This is a genomic window from Sinorhizobium sp. NFACC03 (genome assembly GCF_900103435.1).
Classification (GTDB): domain Bacteria; phylum Pseudomonadota; class Alphaproteobacteria; order Rhizobiales; family Rhizobiaceae; genus Ensifer.
Window position 1 is genome coordinate 188323 of record NZ_FMXF01000001.1, and the last position, 17300, is coordinate 205622.

Consider the following 17300-nt stretch of genomic DNA (forward strand, 5'->3'; position numbering starts at 1 on the left):
ACGACGATGTCGAACTTGACGCGCACCAGCGCGCTCACGCGGAGCGTGCTCGCCGCCATTAGCGGCAAAAAGGGCTCCCGGCTGGAAGAAGAGCGGCCGGAAGAACTCGAAGACGAAGAAACCGCCGAAGGCACCGAGGATGAAACCTCTGCCGAAGACGACGTGACGGACCCCGAGGCTGAGACCGAGGAAGAAGACACCTCTGCCGAAACCGAGGAGGACGAGGCGGACGACGGCAAGACCACTTCTGCCAGTGCGATCCGCCGCGCCGAGCAGGGGCGGATCCGCTCGATCCTTTCCCATCCGAAAGCCGATGCCAATCCGGGGCTCGCCGCTGAACTGGCCTTCGGATCGAAGTTCTATTCCGCCAAGGACGCTGGCGCATTGCTGTCAGCTATGGGCGGCGGGGGCGGTCAGCTCGGCAGTCGCATGGCCGGCAAGAGCCCGAAGCTCGGAGCGGGAACGCCGGGTGGCGGCAAGTCGAGCGAGCGCCAGGCGGTTGTCGCCGGTGTTCGAAACACCATCCAGGCCATGCATGGCCGTAACCGCAGAGGAGCCTGACCATGGCTGAAGCAACCTTCGCCCCGAACGACCTGCTCGTCTCCGACGTGCCGGTCGTCACCCGCAACATCACCATCGCCAGCGGTCAGAACCTGAAGCGCGGCGCCGTGATCGGCAACATCACCGCTTCGGACAAGTACACCTTGTCCGCCTCGGCCGCCGCCGATGGTTCGCAGACGCCGGGCCTCGTGCTCGCGACCGACTGCGACGCATCCGCCGCTGACGTCGTAGCCGCTGCCTACGCCGGCGGCGCCTTCGATTCCACGAAACTCATCCTTGGTGCCGGTCATACAGCCGCGACCGTGGAAGCCGCTTTCCGCAAGGAAGGCTCGCCCCTCTACGTTCGCGTCCTGAAGTAACGGCCTAACCGAAAGGGCAACTGACAGATGGATATCCTCCTCAATACCGCGGAACTCATTCAGGTTCTGCCGCCCCGCGACCGACCGGAAGCCTTCCTGCGCGATCGCTATTTCTCGACGACCGTGCTTTCCGACATGGAAGAGATCGTTTTTGACCGCATCCTTCCCGATCGCGAGCTCGCTCCGTTCGTACATCCGGATGTTCCGGGCAAGGACTCTGCCAATCGCGGCTTCAAGGCGACCAGCTTTACCCCGGCATACGTGAAGCCGCAGAACACGCTTCGTCCCCGCGGCAACATGATCCGCATTCCGGGCGAACCGATCGGCGGTCGGGATACGCCTGCCAATCGCTACGCCTACAATCTCGCGACCATCATCGATGACCAGGACCAGCGGATTACTCGCCGCGAAGAGTTCATGTGCTCGCAGGTTCTGCGCACCGGTCAGGTGATCGTGCAGGGCGAAGACTATCCGACGCAGACGGTGACATTCGGGCGCGATGCTGCGTTGACCATCGCGCTTGCCGGCGCCGCGCGCTGGGGTGAGGCAGGTGTCGATCCGATGGATAGCATTGATGCATGGACGCAGCTACTGGGCGACACCAGCGGCTTTACTGCCCGCGAGGTCCTGTTGGGACCGGGCGCCGCCGGGCTCCTGAAGAAATCGCCTCGTTTCCAGGAGATGCTCGACAACCGGCGTCAGGACGGCGGCATCATGCAGCTTGGGCCGGTCTCGACCGGCGCCGAGAACAAGTACTACACGGTGCTTGGCACGATCGGCGAACTGACGTTCATCCAGTATTCGCAGCCCTACACCGTTGGCGGCGTGAAACAGAACTTCTGGCCGTCGATGGGTGTGGCGATCTTCGATCCTTACGGCTTTCAGGGCCACTTCGCGTACGGCGCGATCCTTGACAACGACGTGCTGCAGGCGATGGAACGCTTCCCCGACATGTGGCGCGAAAGGAATCCGTCTCGCACGATCGTGCAGACGCAGGCCGCACCGCTCCCGGTTGCCCCAGAACCTGACGCCAGCCTTTTCGCGCTGGTGCGCTGACCTACCCCACGTAACCCCATGCCTAGCCTCGGCTCCGTCGCTCTCAAGCGGCGGAGACCGCAGTCGGTAAACAGGAGGCTCCGATGAGCAAGAAAACTGAGCAGTTCAATGTGACCATCACCCTCGGCAAGAAGGTCTACAAGGCCGGCGACCCGGTTCCCGTTGGCGCGGGAGGTCTCTCGGAAGAGGAGGTCAAGAACTTTCGCGATGCGTTCGGCGATTACACCGGCGGCCCATCGGTCAAGGAAGGCGCGGCCCCTTCGAGTGCCGACCTTGCGCGGATCCGCGAAGAATTCGAAGCACTGACCAACGAGCGTGATCAGTTACTGGGCAAGGTCGACACCCTGACCGCGGAGCGCGACACGGCTCTCGAAAACACCAAGGTTCTGTCGAAGAAGAACGAAGATCTCGAAGCCGAGCTTGATCAGGCGGGAACGGATCAGACGGTGCTCGCCGACCAGGTCAAGCTGCTGCAGGCCGAAGTCGACAAGCTGAAATCGAAATGACGCGGCGCCCCGAAATCTTCGCCCGCATGGGGCCGAAGTTCGCGAAGGCCTTCGGCAACGTCGATGCCATGTTCACCATCGCCGGCGTCGTCAGTCCGAAGGCTGTTCGGGGCATCCTCCGCGTTTGGCGCGATGTCGAACTTATGGAAGAGGTCGACCAGGCGGTCGAGGGAACGACGCATTTGCTCGCTGTTGCCGCGACCGACGTGCCGGGTCTCGAAAGTAAGCGCGACACGGTCACGATAGACGGCGTGACCTATCCCATCATCAATGTGAGCGACGACGCCCGGGCCATGCTCAAGCTCTCGCTTTCAGGAGACATCTGACATGAAACAGGAACAGGATGCGCCGGCGGCCGCGAAGGTCGACCCGGCCGAAGAGATCTGCCAGGCGCTATTCGCCACCGAGGAAGGCGCGAAAAAGGAAGCGGCTCGCAAGGCCGTCGGCGGTATGACGCAGCGGCCGTGGCAGCAGTTGCCGTCCCGTCTGCGTTCGGCGATCCGCTCGGACGTCGGCCGGCTCGCCGACCAGAAGAAGACGCGGGAGCAGATTGTGGCGCTCGGCTATTCGGTCGAGATCCTCGGTCAGGCGCTTCGCGATCTCGGGAAGGCGATCGTCTGATATGGCGCACCTCCGCACCCAGATCTTCGACGCGGTGAAGGCGCGGCTGGTCGCCATTCCGCGCTTCTCCGATCCCGACAAGGTCGTTCGTGGTCGCAAGGGCGCGATCAAACAGGAGGCGTTGCCGGCGCTGACGCTCACCTGGTCGGACAGTAACGAGATCGCCGACCTTCGACCGTTTTCGGGACCGAATGGCGAGGATGGCTACGATCGCCGTTTGCCGCTTTCGATCGTCGTGCATCTTCGCGACGATGATCCGGAGCTTGAGTTCGACGATATCTGCGTCGAGGTCGAAAGTGCCATGGGTGCTGCCATAAAGCTCGATGGTCTCGTGATCGAGGCACTGCTCGAAAACGAGCGGCACTACGTGAATTCGCAAACCGGCACCTCTCTCTGCGCCGGCTCCATCAACTACCGGATCGCCTACAAGACGCTTGCAGCCGATCCCCAGCAGACTGCGCTCTAGCGCTACCGCTTCACCTAACCAGAGGACATCGCCATGGCTCTCGGCCGCGAACTTACCTTTGCCCGTGCGAATGATACGGGCAACTTCGAGCTTGCCTGCATCGTCGAGTCTCGCTCGCTCGAAATCAACAACGAAGAAATCGACATTACCAAGCCGAATTGTGCCGCGCCTGGCAGCAAGTTGGTTTTGGCTTTGATGCATGGCACCCAGTCGATCCGCTTCAACGGTCAGGGCGCGTTCGTGAACACTGCGACCATGAAGTCGGTTGCGGCCGACATCGTGAACCAGGTGGTCCGCGAGTGGCAGATCACAGTTCCCGGCGTCGGCACTTTCGAGGGCGATGCGCTGATGTCAGGCACCTTCTCCGGTGACAAGACGAACGAATTGCAGGCGGACATCCGCGGAGCGATGACGGGCGTGATCACCTTCGTTCCGGCCGTTTGACGGAGGCGATGGTGGAACACGCTAACCCCATCCGTGGCGAGGCGCCGGTAAAAATCGGCGCCATCGACTTCCGTATCGCCGTCACCTTCTCGGGACTTGCGCGACTGTCGCAGGCGCTGGGTGCCAAGACGATTGACGAGATCTATGCCCGACTGCTCGGCTTCGAGCCGAAGGCCGTCGCCTGCGCCGTTCGCTGCCTGATCGTCGTCGATGATGCCGACCAGCTCGACGCGCTCGTGGCCAAGATCCTCGACGACAGCAACATCTCTATCGCCGACCAGGTGAACTGGCGCGATGCGGTCGAGACTGCACTTGCAGGACATATCGAGGCCGGGCGCATTCGCCGAGATGAACAGACGGCAACCGATATCGCTTCGGATGCCGTCTTGGGAAAGCCCGTCAGCCCCTCCTGATTGCTGACCAACTCAAAACGGCGTTTCGCGTCGCCACTTCTCCGAAGCTTTTCGGCTGGTCGCCGGAAGTTTTCTGGAAGGCGACGGCGGCCGAATTTGAGATGGCTCTGGAGGGGCTTTCCGGAAAACTCAGCGGCGCTCCGTTTATCTCTCGCGAAGCGGTTCGCCGCGCCGCAGCGGCCTATGGGGTGCGACCGTCGCTCAAGACGAACCCGAAGGCGCAGACAATTGGGGGAAGTTAGCGAGACTTCGCAAAATCATCGATCTTGGCGATGATGATCGCGAGCGCAACGCTGACGACGCCCAGGCCGAAAGCCGTGGCGCCAAGTATCTCGTGCATTGCCGATTTGGCGAGGAATGCGACGATCACGCCTCCGAACATCTGCAGCAATCCCAACAGCAGGATGAACACGGCCATGGCTTCCTCCGGATGCGACTTGAACGAGCAATAGCGCTCGGCGTCGCGAGACTCTCACAGAAGGCGTGGAAGTCAATCACAAGTGTGCCGTTCTCCCCTGTGGTGGGTGGCGATCAGTTTCCGTAAATCGAGATCCGCAAATGAGCCGCCCTGATATCCCCGTCACTATTTCAGGAGACTCGAAAGGCTTCGAGGCTTCTCTTGCCCGCATTCGGGCGATGACCAAGTCGACAGCCACAGATGTGCTCGCGTCCTTCGATCGGATCAAGGGCCTCGCTGGTGGTGCGGCAGGTATCGTGGCCGGGATTGTTTCCGCCAGTACTGTGGCCGTCGTTCGCGATGCGGCTAGCGCGATTGCCGCCGTGGGGGATGAGGCGCGGAGGGCCGGCTTGGACGTCAAGTCATTCCAGGAGTTGAAGTTTGTCGCCGAGCAAAACCGGGTCGGTGTTGATGCCCTGACGGATGGTATCAAGGAACTTAACCTGAGGGCCGATGAGTTCATTTCGACCGGCAGCGGTTCGTCTGCTGAAGCGTTTAAGCGCCTGGGCCTTAGTGCCGACGATCTTAAGAAAAAGCTCAAGGACCCATCGGCCCTGTTTACCGAGATCATCGGAAAGCTGCAGCAGTTCGACAAGGCTGCGCAGATCCGCATCTTGGATGAGGTCTTTGGTGGAACTGGTGGCGAGCAGTTCGTGCAACTTATTGAGGCTGGGGAGGCTGGGATCCGCGACCAAATCAAGGCCGCAAACGACCTTGGGTTGGTACTCGACGAGCAGTTGATCAAGAAGGCCGCCGAGGTCGATCGGAAGTTCAACCTGATCGCCACGACAGTGGGCGTCAAGCTCAAGTCGGCCGTCGTTTCCGCGGCCGACAGCCTCGCCGAGTTCATCGACGGCTTTCGGGACTATCAGAACCAGAGGAGCAGCACACTCAGAAACCGACAGGCGGAGATAGGCCTGAAGGTATTGGATCTGGAAAACAAAATCCTTGAGACGAAAGAGAAGCAGACGGCTGAGACGGAGAAGCTCTCTGACGTTGCCAAGAACCTCGGCTTCGAAAACAGCAAGAACATCGTCGCAGCTGGTGTCACGGGTCAGGTTGATGGGCTCAAAAAGCAGATTGCAGACCTAAAGTCCGAGGAAGCGAAGATCGTCGACGCGTTGAATGACCGTGTTGATCGCATGAACAGGACCGCCGAAAAGACCTGGACTCCGCCTGTAATCCCATCCGATGACGGCAAGGAAAAAGGCGGTCGATCGAAGGCGGCCAGTGCGGCCGAAAAGGAAAAGAAGGCGATTGACGATGTCATCCAGTCTCTGCGCGACGAGCTCGCGGTGATGGGGCTGACTGATATCGAGCGTGAGCGGACGATCGCGCTGCGTGAAGCGGGCGTTACCTTTGCCTCGAAAGAGGGGCAGGAAATTTCCAAGCTGATCGACCAGAAGTATCGGCAGATGGCCGCCGAGGAAGAGTTGATCGACCAGCAGGATCGGATGCGGGATGCGGCGCAGCGCGTCGGTGACACACTCGACGACCAGCTTACCCGCATTGTCGACGGCACTTTCGACGCCAAGGAAGCCCTCGCGGCTCTGCTGACGGAACTGATCAATGTGCACACCAATGGCAAAGGGCTCTTCGGCTCGCTGTTCGAAGCGTTTTCTGGCGGGTTCGGCGGCGGCGGAAAGGGGCTCTTCTCTCCGAAATTCGTACCGAACTCGACGCTCGGCGACTTCCTCACTGGCGGCGCGCGGGCCGGCGGCGGCGATGTTTCGCCAGGTCGAATTTACCGGGTCAACGAGTACGAAGAGGAGTTTTTCTCGCCGTCGCAGCACGGCAGGATTATCGCTCCTTCGAAGATTCGCGATGCCGGAAATGGAGGCGGAGCCGACGATCGCACCGTTATCCAGCTAGAACTGAGCGAGGACCTGGTTGCCAAGATCCTGCAACAGGCGAGCGGGCAGACCGTGCAGTTGATGAAGCGGAACGAGGCGGCGCGCCAGAACATCCACCAGAACGGCGGGGACTACTGATGCCGGATCTGATCGCACTTCCGAATGTGGTCTATGGGCCATCGATTTCTTTTGACCCGATCCGGACCCGTAGCACTTCGCGCATGCTCGGTCGGCGCACCGAAACGCTGCTTCGGGGCACGCCGTTTTGGGTGGCGACCTATGCCGCGGGAAAGCTGACGGCGGCGGAGGCTGCGGCGTTCGACGCCTTCAACATGCTCGCCAGCGATGGCGGAGTGTTCGCCGGCTACGATCCGCACAGGCCTCGGCCGATAGCGTACCAAGGCGATACACCGCTTTCCGGCGTGAAGGCAGGCGGGGGCGCGTTTGATGGCTCGGCAGTGCTGCAATCGATCACGAACCCGCTCTCGATCGTGGTCAACGGGCTGCCGGCTGGCTTCCAGCTTTCGGCTGGCGACTATGTCGAGGTGCGAAAGGCACCGTTGGTTCGCTCCCTGCATCGGATCACGGCGCCAGCTTTCGCGAATGCAGCCGGTGTCGTGACGCTCGCCATTCGCTTCGCGCTCGATACCCAGACCTTTGCCGCAGGCAATGCCGTCCATTTCGAGAAACCGGCCTGCATCATGGAGATGGACGAGGGTAGCTACAGCCTTCCGAAGTCCTGGCCGAACTACAACGTCCAATTCACAGCTACGGAGCTGTTCTTCTCATGAGCGTCCTTTCTCCTGAAGTCGAGGCGATCGTCGAGAGTGGCGAGTTCGCGACGCTCGACCTGATCCGCTTCGATTTGCCTGGCAAGACTGTCGGCTATCATCGTGGCGGCCGGCCGTTCACCTATAATGGCCTGAAGTATCTGCCGAACAGATACCTTGAGGCGGGCGACATCAATAGCTCCGTCGGCGTGGCGGTAACAACGCGGACGATCGTGTTCTCGAATATCCCGGTTGCGGACCCTGAGGATGCGGTTGCCCAGATTGAGCAGTACGACTATCCGAACTCGCCGGTCATCATCACCCACCTCGCCGGCGTCCCCGCGACCAACGAGGTTGTGGGCATCCTTGTCTCGAACATCTACGAGATCGATCGCATCAGCTACAACGACGATGCGCTCGACGCGAAGGGCTCGGGGCTTCTGACGTTGACGATTGATCTGCAGCCGCCCGGTCGATCCGCGCGCGGCCAAACGCTGGTCAAGCGCAGCAAGGCCGAGCAGCAGTTCGACAACGACGCGACCGATACCGGCTTCGAATATGTCGCGACGGTCGGCACGATCCCCGAGGAATGGGGACAGGTGTCGAGATAGCAACATGGAACGGTTTCGCATCGGATCGGCCACGCTGGAGCGTGAGCTGACGACCCCCTATGATTATGGCCCGGCCGACTGCTTCCACCTCGGCTGCGCCATGGCCGACGCGCTGCATGGCACCTCGATCGTCGAGAAGTATCGCGGCGCCTACAAGACGCTGAAGGGCGCGCATCTCGCGCTCCGCCGGCGCGGATTTTCCAGCCTCGTCGACTTCTGGTCGGCGGAACTCGGACAAGATCCCGATGGTGCTGCCTCGGCGCGCTATTTCGACCTCGTCATCCTACGCCTTGCTGATGGCGCCGAGCATGTCGGCGTCTGCATCGGCAATCGCTTCACCACCAAAACCGAGAGGGGCCGTAGTGACCACGGCCTTTCCGACGTCGTCGCGACTTTCCATCTCGGATAATCCCTACCATGGCAATTTTCTCGTTGATCACGACCGGGCTCGGCGCCCTGTTCGGCTCGACCATTATCGGCAATCTCGTGGGCGGAGCGCTGGCATTCGGCGCGAAGCTTGGACTGACGAAGCTCGGTCAGACGCAGCAGAAGAAGCAGAAGTTCACAGCTGTACAGGGCGAGCTGCAAATTGGCGGCGACGTGCCGGTCGGTGCGCTGCTCGGTACCGGCAAGACGCGCGGTCAGCGGCTTTTCTATGCCAAGTGGGGCAAGGGCAACAAGATGAACGCCGATGTCTTCGCGCTCGCGAATGGCTGGTGCGATGGCCTTGAGCCCTACATGTTCATGTTCGGCGAGAAATACAATCTCGTGCCGATGGCCCTCGCTGGTGGAGAGGCTGCCCGCTATGGCGTCGAGGGCTTCATCGATGGCGATGGCAACAGTTCGATCGATATTCGCTTCTATGACGGCCGCCCTGACCAGGTGCACGATGCAGAGCTTGCCGCGTCTACCGCCGCGCTCGGCAACACGTGGAAGGCGACGAGCCGGCTGCGTGGCGTCTGCTATGTTGTGGTTTACCGCTACTATCACCTGAAGTTCTTCCGCGATGCTGGCCGTGGTCGGCCGGACATTGAGTGGATGCTTCGCGGCTTGCGCGAGTACGACCCGACGAAAGATTCGACCGTTGCCGGCGGGAATGGCCCGCAGCGGCTCAACGACCCGTCGACACATGTGCATACGCTGAACCCGGCGATCCATCGCCTCAATTACCAGCTCGGCCTGAGGGGCTTGCTCTCTGGCCGCACGCTGATCGGCGAGGGAAAGTCGCTTGGCCAGCTGGATCTGTCGTCGTACTTCGTCGCGATCAACTATTGCCGGACGCTGCGCAAGGGCAAGCCGATCTACCAGTGCTCGCTCTGGGTCAATTCCGAGACCGATCACACCGAAGCGTTGTCGGCGTTTGACGACGCAATGGCAGGCTATGGCTTGAACCGCCGCGGCCTCTCGGGCGTCGTTGTCGGCGCGCCGCAGATCCCGGTGCTGACGATCATGGATGCCGACATTCCGAGTGACCGGCCGAAACCGCGCCAGCCACGCAAGTCGGCCTTCGACCTTTTCAACCACCTCTCCGGACAGTTCACCTCGCCCGATTCGATGTGGAACCCGGAGAGCCTGAAACCGATCGTCGTCAATGCCGACGTCTCCGCGGACAAACGCCCGCGTCAGACGTCGATCGACTTCCTGCAGGTGCACGATGCTGACATCGCGCAATACTTGCTCAACATCCGTTATCGCCAGAACCGCAAGGGCGGTACCGTCACGTTGCCGGTCAGCCGCCGCGTCGGCCTAAAGGTCATGGAAGGCGAATGGGTCACCTACCAGGGCAAGGACTGGATGGTCTCGGAGTGGCGTTGCGACGCCGATCTTCGCTTCACTTTCGTGCTTACCGAGACCGGCGCCGATATCTATGACGACGGCGACATCGCGCCTGGTCCGGTGATCATTCCGCCAGTACCTCCGGTCAATCCATCGCAGTTGTCGGTTATCCAGAATTTCGGTGTCGCGACCGGCGTTATCGCCGGCGCGAGCGGCAGCCAGGTTCCGTGCCTGCGCTTCACCTGGACCCCACCAGAAGATCCGACCATCGTCTCGGTCAACATCACCTATCAGGTCGTGGGCGACACCCAGACCTTTAGCGATGTGTCGAATGCCCCTGAGAGCGGGCTAAAGCTGACGACAGACAATGTGGTCTCGGGCAAAGCGTACCGGGCGAAAGCGACGATCACGACGAACCCGGATCGATTCCGGACGGAAACGCCGTGGGTGACGACTGCCGCTCCGACCGGCAATTTGAGCGTGCTCGACAACTCGATCACGGCTTCAAAAATCGCTGACGCCGCCGTGACGGCCGACAAGATCATGAATGAGGCCATCACCAGCCTCAAGCTGGCGGCCGAGGCGGTGACGACGGCGAAGATCCAGGTGGGTGCGATCGACGCGCTGCGGCTTGCCGACAACTCCGTTGTGGCAAACAAGATCGCCAATGCCGCCGTGACCGGCGCGAAGATCGCGGACGCGGCCATCACCGGCACAAAGATCGTCGATCTCGCCATCACCGAGACGAAGATCGCCAACGACGCGATCTCGACGCCAAAACTGCAGGCGAACGCCATCACGGCCACGGCGCTTGCGGCCGACTCCGTCACCGCGCGTTCGCTGGTCCTGACGGACTTCTCTAACATCGTGGACAACGGTTGGCAGACGGGCACGCTCGACGGCTGGACGACCAGTTTCCTTCAGGGTTTCGTGTTGGACACCGGCGCGGGAGATGCATCGGGATGGAGAATTCATAGCGTCGGGCGAGACCAAGCTTTCTCAAACCACATCGCCTGCACGCCTGGTGAACAGTATTACGTGGAGGCGTGGGTCTACAACACCGACGCCTCGTCAGCGAATCTCTACATGTTCACATGGGATGCGGCGGGAACGGGTGGTTTCGCCGCAAATCCAGTCGCAACTACGAACGTGAAGAACCAGTGGATCAAGTTGCAAGGCATCGCGACGGTCCCGGCCGGCAAGGGGCGGATCGCTCTTTGCCTCCAAACGGACCGAGTAGCGGGCACGGGAACATATACGCTTTGGTCCAAGCCAGTCATGCGGCGGGCTTCGGCCGCCGAATTGATCGTCGACGGCGCTGTCTACGCAAAACACATGTCGGTCGGTTCCGGCAAGAACATGCTGCCGAACACCGAAAACTACGGCGGCACTCAAGATTGGTCTTATTGGAACCAGGGCGGCATAGCGAACCGTCAGGCGTCCACCCGGCTCGAAGGCGACACCTGGGCGCTTACCGGGCAGCCTATGACGGTCGTGCTTGAGCAGCACGATGGCAACCCCGCCAACGAAGTTCAACAATGGTCCTGCGATCGCCGCGTCCCAGTGAAGGCCGGCTCACGCTACGAAGCTTATGCGTTTCTGGGTTCCCACCGGTGCCAACATCTCGTTGCCATCGCCTTTTATGACAGCAATGGCGCAGGGATTTCCGAGGCCAGCACCGGCTGGATCAACGCTCAGGTGCAGGGCGGCAACGGCAAGCCGCTTTCGAATTACACGCAATCGGGCCTGTTCGCCATTGCTCCGGCCAATGCCGCAACAGCACTGTTCTACGTTCGCAAGTCGCCGACGCTTCCTGGGCAGGTCAATAGCTTCATGCACATGGTTCGGCCTTATCTCGGCGAGGCGTACCCCAACCAGGCGCAGTTCTCGCCCTGGGAGCCTGGCGGCATTACGACAATTGGCGCTGACTACATCCGAACGGGCGCCGTCATCGCCGGAAAGATCGCCGCGAGCGCTGTCACCGCTGGCGCGATCGCCGCAGGCGCCGTGACGGCGGAAAAAATCGCCGCAAGCGCTGTTACCGCAGACAAGATCGCTGCTAACAGCGTCACCGCTTCGCATATCGTGGCGAACTCGATCTCGGCGAGCAAGCTTGTGCTGACGGATTTCTCCAACATTGCCGACAACGGGTGGCAGCGTGGCACTTTGGAGGCGTGGTGGACCTCCTACATGCAAGCTTTCTATTTCAATCCGAATGAGGACGGTGGCAACGCTGCCGGTTATGTCCTGCAAAGCCTCGGCCGTGAATGCGCCATTTCGCAAAGGATCGCATGTTCGCCGGGAGAGGCTTACTTCTTCGATGTCTGGGTCAACAACTCAGACGTCGGTTCTGCAAACATCCTAGCGATGATCACTGACGGCAATGGCGGTAACACCGCGTGGCTCTTCGCAGCGTCTACGAACCTGAAAAATCAATGGGTGCGGTTGCAGGGCCGTGTAACCGTCCCCACAGGCAGGACGTACATCCAAATGATGCTCATGACCGATCGCACCGGCGGCACGGGCACCTCCACCTATTGGTCCAAGCCGGTCATGCGCCGCGCTGCGGGCGCAGAGCTCATCGTCGACGGGGCGATCACGGCCAATAAGCTCAGCGTGAACAGCCTTTCAGCCATCTCGGCCAACTTCGGCGATGCCTACTTCTCCGGCATCGCTCGGAGCGTCAACGGCAAGCTGCTGTTGGATTTCAACAACGGCGGTATCGAGGTATTCACCTGATGGCGAGGATCCGGATCGGCAACGACTCCACCGGCGCCGGTGCGCTGAAGATCATGAAGAACAACGCCGACGATCCCTATTCGACGCCGGATAGTGAACGCTGGAAGTTCCTCTACAACAGCAAGTTCGATATTCAAGCGAGCTTGTGTGACATCTGGGTCGTGAACACGTTCCAGGCGGGCAACAGCGTCACCTACTATCCGCCTGGGAGCAATGCCGCGACGTTCACTTACATGTCTGTCACTGTTGCGCAGGGAACGCTCTGGGGTTTTCGCAACTCGGCGTTCCCGACGCTTCGCTACAATGTTCCGTTGTTTGACGTGAAGGCGAAGAAGGGCGGCGGCAGCAACGTCTACAATCAACAAATGGTCGCCTGGACCGACAGTGGTGAATACTACCACGGTCAGGGCGGCTACTACGCCGTGGGAAATTTCGCTCAGCTTGGCTGGGTGGAGAACATGGTTCTCAACAACAGTCTGGGAAACTTCGCATACGGTATCCCCGTCATCGTCACGCCAAATGACGGTATCGATGCATTCAACAGGTTCCGATCGCGCGACAAGCGTGTGATCGTCTGGAACTTGCCGGGCAACAATGCCGCCCCGGATGATGCGCCGATCTTGGCGCCGAACGGCACCAAGACCATCAAGATCACCTCAACCGAGACGAAGATCGCCAAGCCGGGTTACAACGTCGACACTGCCACGCCTCAACAGATGGCCATGGATCCATCGAAAATGCCGGTGAAGGTGATCGCAGCGGCGGACATCGCTCTTCCCGCTGGCGTCAGCTACTACAACACCGGAGTTCCGCTCCCGGACACCGTCGTGCTTGACGTTCATTTTTACGACAGCGCGACGATCATGTATCCGTCAAACCCGCAAGTGCTCGATTTTGGCGCCGAGTACTGGTTTGACGGGACGAACATCGGCTTCAACGCAACGAAGGCGATGCGCGCTCGGTTCATGCTCTACCTGGAAGATACGAGCGTGCCGACCGGCGGAAGCAATAAGCCCTTGCGGAAATTCACTGAGGGTGGCGTGGACGTGGTCCAGATCCTCCGCCCAGGCTCCGCCGACCCGCCGTCGTGGGCAGATATCATCGTCGATACGCGGCGCCCGCAAGTGCAGATCCTGGCGCAGGGCTATTTCACCTTTGGCGCTGGAAACGGCGTCATCACGGACATTCCGTTTGACGGGACAGGTATGTTCCCGATGGTGAAGTACCTCACGCACCATGGCGCCGGGAACGGAGCGAGCGTCGGGCAGAACAACCTGCCGATGTCGTGGAGCGCAATGTGGCGCCTGCCGTTCGTGAAGCGGCTGAAGTACCCCTACAGCGGGCAAGCCCACGCCGGGGAGAGCACCTATTGCGAGCTGACGGCCAACAACGCCCGGTTCTACACCTTCGCCGGTAACGTCGGCGATTACTACAATCGCGCCGACAGTCCCGGAAACTGGCGCACCTCCGGCGCCTACGCGCCCGGCGGCATCCGCTACTTCATCTTCGGCATCCCCCAACCCTGAAGGAACCCCGCATGTACAGCATTGAGAACAGCTACAATCCGATGATGGAAGCGCTTCATGCCGCGATGGCGGCCGGAACCGTCCATCGCTCGATGGCGGCCATCGCCTGGTGGCTCGGCCGGCAGCAGATCATGAACGAGCGCGAGTATTGGTTCCAGATCGCCGGCCGCGTCACGGCGATGCTGCCGGCGCCCGATCGGGACGCCATCGTCGCGCAGCTCGGCAAGCAGGAAGACGCCTACGTCGACAACCCGGTATCGGAGTGGCCCGATGTCCCGCCGTCGCTCGCAGGCCTGTTCGCATCGTGGGATCCGGTGCAGCCTGCTCCTGATCTCGCTGCGCTGCGAGCGGACGCCATCCGCAAGATCGACCGCGAAGCTGAAAAGTATCGGCGGAATTTCATCACGCCCGGTTCCGGTCAGGTCATGGCCTACCAGCAGAAGCTGGCGGAGGCACGTGCGGCCGTCGCCGATCCGCCGGCAGCCGCAACCGAGATCCCGCACATCGTCGCGGAGGCGGCGGTCGACGGGGTCACGGTCGAGGTCAAGGCTACCGAGATCATCGCGACCTTCGAGCAATGGCAGACGATCTCGGCCGGCATCGAGGCTAAGCGCCTCGGCGCCAAGAAGGCCGTTACAGAGGCAGCCACGGCCGAGGCGATTCACACGGCTTCCAACGTCAATTTCGGAGCCTGATATGTCCTCTCTTGGCGCGGAACTGGCGAAAGCAATCATCCGATTTTGGTCCGAAGCCGTGATAGGAGCATTACTTATAATCAGGAATTGCAACCGGCGCTCCATCACTCCATGTTGCGAGCCACCGCCTATAAATTTCGTATGTGAGTGCTCCGGAGGCCATACCCCTGACTATGCGCCCGCAAATTTCCGCGACAACTTCCGCTGCGGGCATACCATTGAGGCGCGCGATCTCGGACCTTTCATCATCACCCACACTCTCTAGTAGAGATGTGGAACAGGTCTGGATGAAGCGAAGTCGAGCCATGGGGTATTTTCGCATGATTTCAGCCTTGCGCTCGAAGTTTTCTCGACCTTTTGGCGCATCGCTTGCCCAAATCGAAAACGGCACTAGGAGAATAATGACCAGCGAGACCAACAAACATATTCGCCTCATATATGTCCCCGTTGATTGTGCTTTTCTCAAGCTCCCTCATCAAATGGATATTCGCAAGGTACTTTGTAAGCTGGAATGACCCCTGTTGCTACATCCCTGAAGAAACAACTGGCGCTCGCCCAGGAAGAGAACGAACGCCATGCGACCAGCCTGGACACGGTGGTGGCCGCTCTTAATGAGGCCCTGACGGCGTTGGAGAGCCACGATCCGGACTTTGTCGCCGGCATGCGTGCGCGCTTCGGCGTCTCACAGATGACGACGCAATCGGGTGTGGTTGGCGCGCTGACGGCGATATCAAACGAATCTGAAAAGGAGCCTGGCTTAAAGTCCGGCTTCTAAGGCGTTCTGGCTGTTCCACGTGTCAATCGCTTCGCACAGAAACTTACGAAATGGGTGAATTAGTAGTGGGCTTGCCGCGCCGTCTGGGGAAAATCGATACAGCGCGTCGGTCTCGTCAGTATCCCAAGTGCCCAGATACTCGCCGTCGCCGGTAACGACAGAACCGTCGTCAAGCAGGTTAATGCGGTATCGCAGCTTTGCGGTATCCATCTCTGTCTCCATTCAGATCGCTCGCGTCACCACCTGCGCTGCGACCGATACCAGTAAGGCCGCCAGTGCGACGGCCGTTCCGAATCGCACCATCTTCATCCGGCGCCTGCGAGCGCCGTTCCAATCATAGCCCATCATGCTCCCCTGCCGGCTTCATGCCGAGCGGCATGGTGGCCTGTTTTCCTATCGAAGAGGTAAATCAGATGAACAGAACGACGTTCCTCGCCTATGCGAGGCGCGCGCCTTTTGGCGGTCGCCTGAAGCAGACCCAGATCGATGGCCTCAATGCCATACTCGACGAGTGGGATCGGCGCCAGGCGATCGGCAAGGTGATCGACAGCCGTCATCTCGCCTACATGCTGGCGACCACGTTCCTCGAAACCGGCGGCGAGATGCAGCCGGTGACCGAGAACCTGAATTACTCGGCCGAGCGGCTGACGCAGGTCTGGCCGACGCGCTTCCCCGATCTCGCCACCGCCAAGCCTCTCGCCCGCAATCCGCGCAAGCTGGCGAACAAGGTCTATGGCTATCGGATGGGCAACACGGCGGTCGACGACGGCTGGCGCTATCGCGGCCGAGGTCTCGCACAGATCACCGGGAAGTCGAACTATTCGAGGTTCGGGATCGCTGACACGCCGGAGACGGCTGGCGAAATGGCAACCGCCGTCCGCATCCTCTTCGACGGTATGATCGGCGGCATCTTCACCGGCAAGAAGCTCGCCGACTATTTCAACCAGACGGCAAACGATCCCGTCGGCGCGCGCGCGATCATAAACGGCACCAACAAGGCGAAGCTGATCGCCGGCTATTACCAGAACTTCCTCGACGCGATCGAGGCGTCGCGTGCGCCGGCCGAGCTGCCGGACGTGAGGCCGGAAGCGGCCAAGGCAGACGACGTGCCGGCCGGGCAGAGTGGCACGGCCTTGACGACCGTGGGCAGTCTGTTCGGCGGTGCGGGTCTCTCGGCGTTGCTCGGCGTCAACAATCCCTACGGCTTCGGTATCGCGGCATTGCTGATCGTTATCGGCTCGATCGCGGCTTTCATGTTCCTCACCGGCCGCTGGTCGGTGAACCGCGCCCCGGCTCGTTGAGATGTGGCCGCGTATCATCGCCGGCGGGCTCGCGCTCGCCGGCATCGTCTGGCTGGTTGTCGAGATCCACGAGGACGGCGCCCGGTCGGTCATCACCAAGATTGAAAGGCAGAACGATGCGAGCGGTGATGCAGCGAGCAATGCTCGCAGTTATTTTGACCTATGCCTCGATCGGGGCGGCGTGTGGGACCACGGAGCCGGCAAGTGTCGACGGTCTCCGGCGCGTGGTCGGCACGGATCTGATCGGCGCGCGAGGGGCGACGACTGAAGATCAGCGGAAGATTGACCGGACTGCCGTGGGCATCTGCGCCGCGGCGATCTGGACGAAGACGGAATGCGAGCGGCACGGGGAAGGGCGCTAAGGGATGGCA

The 17300-nt window shown here is 60.9% G+C and carries 21 protein-coding genes; 19 read left to right on the forward strand and 2 right to left on the reverse strand.

The window, feature by feature from the left end; genetic code table 11:
- Positions 1-6: 6 nt before the first annotated feature.
- From BLU35_RS00895 to BLU35_RS00935, 9 genes are all read left to right on the forward strand, one after another.
- Positions 7-561, forward strand: coding sequence for a hypothetical protein (locus BLU35_RS00895; protein ID WP_093231905.1), 555 nt, complete (start codon positions 7-9; stop codon positions 559-561).
- A 2-nt stretch (positions 562-563) separates the two neighbouring features.
- Entirely contained in the window at positions 564-920 is a 357-nt protein-coding gene (locus tag BLU35_RS00900; protein ID WP_093231906.1) for a head decoration protein, read from the forward strand.
- A 27-nt stretch (positions 921-947) separates the two neighbouring features.
- Positions 948-1976, forward strand: coding sequence for a major capsid protein (locus tag BLU35_RS00905; RefSeq protein WP_093231907.1), 1029 nt, complete (start codon positions 948-950; stop codon positions 1974-1976).
- Positions 1977-2059: 83 nt separating this feature from the next.
- Entirely contained in the window at positions 2060-2482 is a 423-nt protein-coding gene (locus BLU35_RS00910) for a hypothetical protein (protein WP_093231908.1), read from the forward strand.
- Positions 2479-2808: a head-tail joining protein gene (locus BLU35_RS00915; RefSeq protein ID WP_093231909.1), complete on the forward strand. Its 330-nt coding sequence runs from the start codon at positions 2479-2481 to the stop codon at positions 2806-2808. Before BLU35_RS00910 ends, BLU35_RS00915 begins: the two co-directional genes overlap by 4 nt.
- A 1-nt stretch (position 2809) precedes the next feature.
- A complete protein-coding gene (locus tag BLU35_RS00920; RefSeq protein ID WP_093231910.1) occupies positions 2810-3103 on the forward strand; it encodes a hypothetical protein in 294 nt (97 codons plus the stop codon).
- A gap of 1 nt (position 3104) precedes the next feature.
- Positions 3105-3569, forward strand: coding sequence for a hypothetical protein (locus BLU35_RS00925; protein ID WP_093231911.1), 465 nt, complete (start codon positions 3105-3107; stop codon positions 3567-3569).
- Between the two features lie 33 nt (positions 3570-3602).
- Positions 3603-4013, forward strand: a complete 411-nt coding sequence (locus BLU35_RS00930; protein ID WP_093231912.1) for a phage tail tube protein — start codon at positions 3603-3605, stop codon at positions 4011-4013.
- A gap of 11 nt (positions 4014-4024) precedes the next feature.
- On the forward strand, positions 4025-4426 hold the full coding sequence (locus BLU35_RS00935) for a hypothetical protein (RefSeq protein WP_093232305.1): 402 nt from the start codon (positions 4025-4027) through the stop codon (positions 4424-4426).
- 238 nt (positions 4427-4664) lie between these two features.
- Here BLU35_RS00935 and BLU35_RS00940 read toward each other — a convergent pair whose 3' ends face one another.
- Positions 4665-4844 (reverse strand): hypothetical protein, encoded by a 180-nt coding sequence (locus tag BLU35_RS00940; RefSeq protein WP_093231913.1) that lies wholly within the window; start codon positions 4842-4844, stop codon positions 4665-4667.
- 140 nt (positions 4845-4984) lie between these two features.
- Between BLU35_RS00940 and BLU35_RS00945 the strand changes: the two genes are divergently transcribed.
- From BLU35_RS00945 to BLU35_RS00985, 8 genes are all read left to right on the forward strand, one after another.
- Entirely contained in the window at positions 4985-6874 is a 1890-nt protein-coding gene (locus tag BLU35_RS00945) for a phage tail tape measure protein (RefSeq protein WP_093231914.1), read from the forward strand.
- Positions 6874-7527: a hypothetical protein gene (locus BLU35_RS00950; RefSeq protein ID WP_093231915.1), complete on the forward strand. Its 654-nt coding sequence runs from the start codon at positions 6874-6876 to the stop codon at positions 7525-7527. Before BLU35_RS00945 ends, BLU35_RS00950 begins: the two co-directional genes overlap by 1 nt.
- Entirely contained in the window at positions 7524-8117 is a 594-nt protein-coding gene (locus tag BLU35_RS00955; RefSeq protein WP_093231916.1) for a DUF2163 domain-containing protein, read from the forward strand. The genes BLU35_RS00950 and BLU35_RS00955 overlap by 4 nt, the downstream gene beginning before the upstream one ends.
- A 4-nt stretch (positions 8118-8121) precedes the next feature.
- On the forward strand, positions 8122-8526 hold the full coding sequence (locus BLU35_RS00960; RefSeq protein ID WP_093231917.1) for a DUF6950 family protein: 405 nt from the start codon (positions 8122-8124) through the stop codon (positions 8524-8526).
- An 8-nt stretch (positions 8527-8534) separates the two neighbouring features.
- On the forward strand, positions 8535-12632 hold the full coding sequence (locus tag BLU35_RS00965) for a phage tail protein (RefSeq protein WP_093231918.1): 4098 nt from the start codon (positions 8535-8537) through the stop codon (positions 12630-12632).
- Positions 12632-14158, forward strand: a complete 1527-nt coding sequence (locus tag BLU35_RS00970; RefSeq protein ID WP_093231919.1) for a hypothetical protein — start codon at positions 12632-12634, stop codon at positions 14156-14158. Before BLU35_RS00965 ends, BLU35_RS00970 begins: the two co-directional genes overlap by 1 nt.
- 11 nt (positions 14159-14169) lie before the next feature.
- Complete coding sequence (locus BLU35_RS00975) at positions 14170-14853, forward strand: hypothetical protein (RefSeq protein WP_093231920.1); 684 nt, start codon at positions 14170-14172, stop codon at positions 14851-14853.
- 511 nt (positions 14854-15364) lie between these two features.
- On the forward strand, positions 15365-15628 hold the full coding sequence (locus BLU35_RS00985; protein ID WP_093231922.1) for a hypothetical protein: 264 nt from the start codon (positions 15365-15367) through the stop codon (positions 15626-15628).
- On the opposite strand, the gene BLU35_RS00990 is transcribed toward BLU35_RS00985, so the two are convergent.
- Entirely contained in the window at positions 15611-15838 is a 228-nt protein-coding gene (locus BLU35_RS00990) for a hypothetical protein (RefSeq protein WP_143032877.1), read from the reverse strand. The two genes, BLU35_RS00985 and BLU35_RS00990, sit on opposite strands and share 18 nt — an antisense overlap.
- A gap of 203 nt (positions 15839-16041) precedes the next feature.
- Here BLU35_RS00990 and BLU35_RS00995 point away from each other — a divergent pair, with 203 nt between their 5' ends.
- Complete coding sequence (locus BLU35_RS00995; RefSeq protein WP_093231924.1) at positions 16042-16929, forward strand: chitinase; 888 nt, start codon at positions 16042-16044, stop codon at positions 16927-16929.
- Between the two features lie 128 nt (positions 16930-17057).
- Positions 17058-17291 (forward strand): hypothetical protein, encoded by a 234-nt coding sequence (locus BLU35_RS36005; RefSeq protein WP_502688131.1) that lies wholly within the window; start codon positions 17058-17060, stop codon positions 17289-17291.
- Positions 17292-17300: the final 9 nt, after the last annotated feature.

Bases quoted from the DNA above. Each gene is read 5' to 3' on its own strand.
- BLU35_RS00895 (WP_093231905.1), top strand. From the start codon at position 7: ATGTCGAACTTGACGCGCACCAGCGCGCTCACGCGGAGCGTGCTCGCC.
- BLU35_RS00900 (WP_093231906.1), top strand. From the start codon at position 564: ATGGCTGAAGCAACCTTCGCCCCGAACGACCTGCTCGTCTCCGACGTG.
- BLU35_RS00905 (WP_093231907.1), top strand. From the start codon at position 948: ATGGATATCCTCCTCAATACCGCGGAACTCATTCAGGTTCTGCCGCCC.
- BLU35_RS00910 (WP_093231908.1), top strand. From the start codon at position 2,060: ATGAGCAAGAAAACTGAGCAGTTCAATGTGACCATCACCCTCGGCAAG.
- BLU35_RS00915 (WP_093231909.1), top strand. From the start codon at position 2,479: ATGACGCGGCGCCCCGAAATCTTCGCCCGCATGGGGCCGAAGTTCGCG.
- BLU35_RS00920 (WP_093231910.1), top strand. From the start codon at position 2,810: ATGAAACAGGAACAGGATGCGCCGGCGGCCGCGAAGGTCGACCCGGCC.
- BLU35_RS00925 (WP_093231911.1), top strand. From the start codon at position 3,105: ATGGCGCACCTCCGCACCCAGATCTTCGACGCGGTGAAGGCGCGGCTG.
- BLU35_RS00930 (WP_093231912.1), top strand. From the start codon at position 3,603: ATGGCTCTCGGCCGCGAACTTACCTTTGCCCGTGCGAATGATACGGGC.
- BLU35_RS00940 (WP_093231913.1), bottom strand. From the start codon at position 4,844: ATGGCCGTGTTCATCCTGCTGTTGGGATTGCTGCAGATGTTCGGAGGC.
- BLU35_RS00945 (WP_093231914.1), top strand. From the start codon at position 4,985: ATGAGCCGCCCTGATATCCCCGTCACTATTTCAGGAGACTCGAAAGGC.
- BLU35_RS00950 (WP_093231915.1), top strand. From the start codon at position 6,874: ATGCCGGATCTGATCGCACTTCCGAATGTGGTCTATGGGCCATCGATT.
- BLU35_RS00955 (WP_093231916.1), top strand. From the start codon at position 7,524: ATGAGCGTCCTTTCTCCTGAAGTCGAGGCGATCGTCGAGAGTGGCGAG.
- BLU35_RS00960 (WP_093231917.1), top strand. From the start codon at position 8,122: ATGGAACGGTTTCGCATCGGATCGGCCACGCTGGAGCGTGAGCTGACG.
- BLU35_RS00965 (WP_093231918.1), top strand. From the start codon at position 8,535: ATGGCAATTTTCTCGTTGATCACGACCGGGCTCGGCGCCCTGTTCGGC.
- BLU35_RS00970 (WP_093231919.1), top strand. From the start codon at position 12,632: ATGGCGAGGATCCGGATCGGCAACGACTCCACCGGCGCCGGTGCGCTG.
- BLU35_RS00975 (WP_093231920.1), top strand. From the start codon at position 14,170: ATGTACAGCATTGAGAACAGCTACAATCCGATGATGGAAGCGCTTCAT.
- BLU35_RS00985 (WP_093231922.1), top strand. From the start codon at position 15,365: ATGACCCCTGTTGCTACATCCCTGAAGAAACAACTGGCGCTCGCCCAG.
- BLU35_RS00990 (WP_143032877.1), bottom strand. From the start codon at position 15,838: ATGGATACCGCAAAGCTGCGATACCGCATTAACCTGCTTGACGACGGT.
- BLU35_RS00995 (WP_093231924.1), top strand. From the start codon at position 16,042: ATGAACAGAACGACGTTCCTCGCCTATGCGAGGCGCGCGCCTTTTGGC.
- BLU35_RS36005 (WP_502688131.1), top strand. From the start codon at position 17,058: ATGCAGCGAGCAATGCTCGCAGTTATTTTGACCTATGCCTCGATCGGG.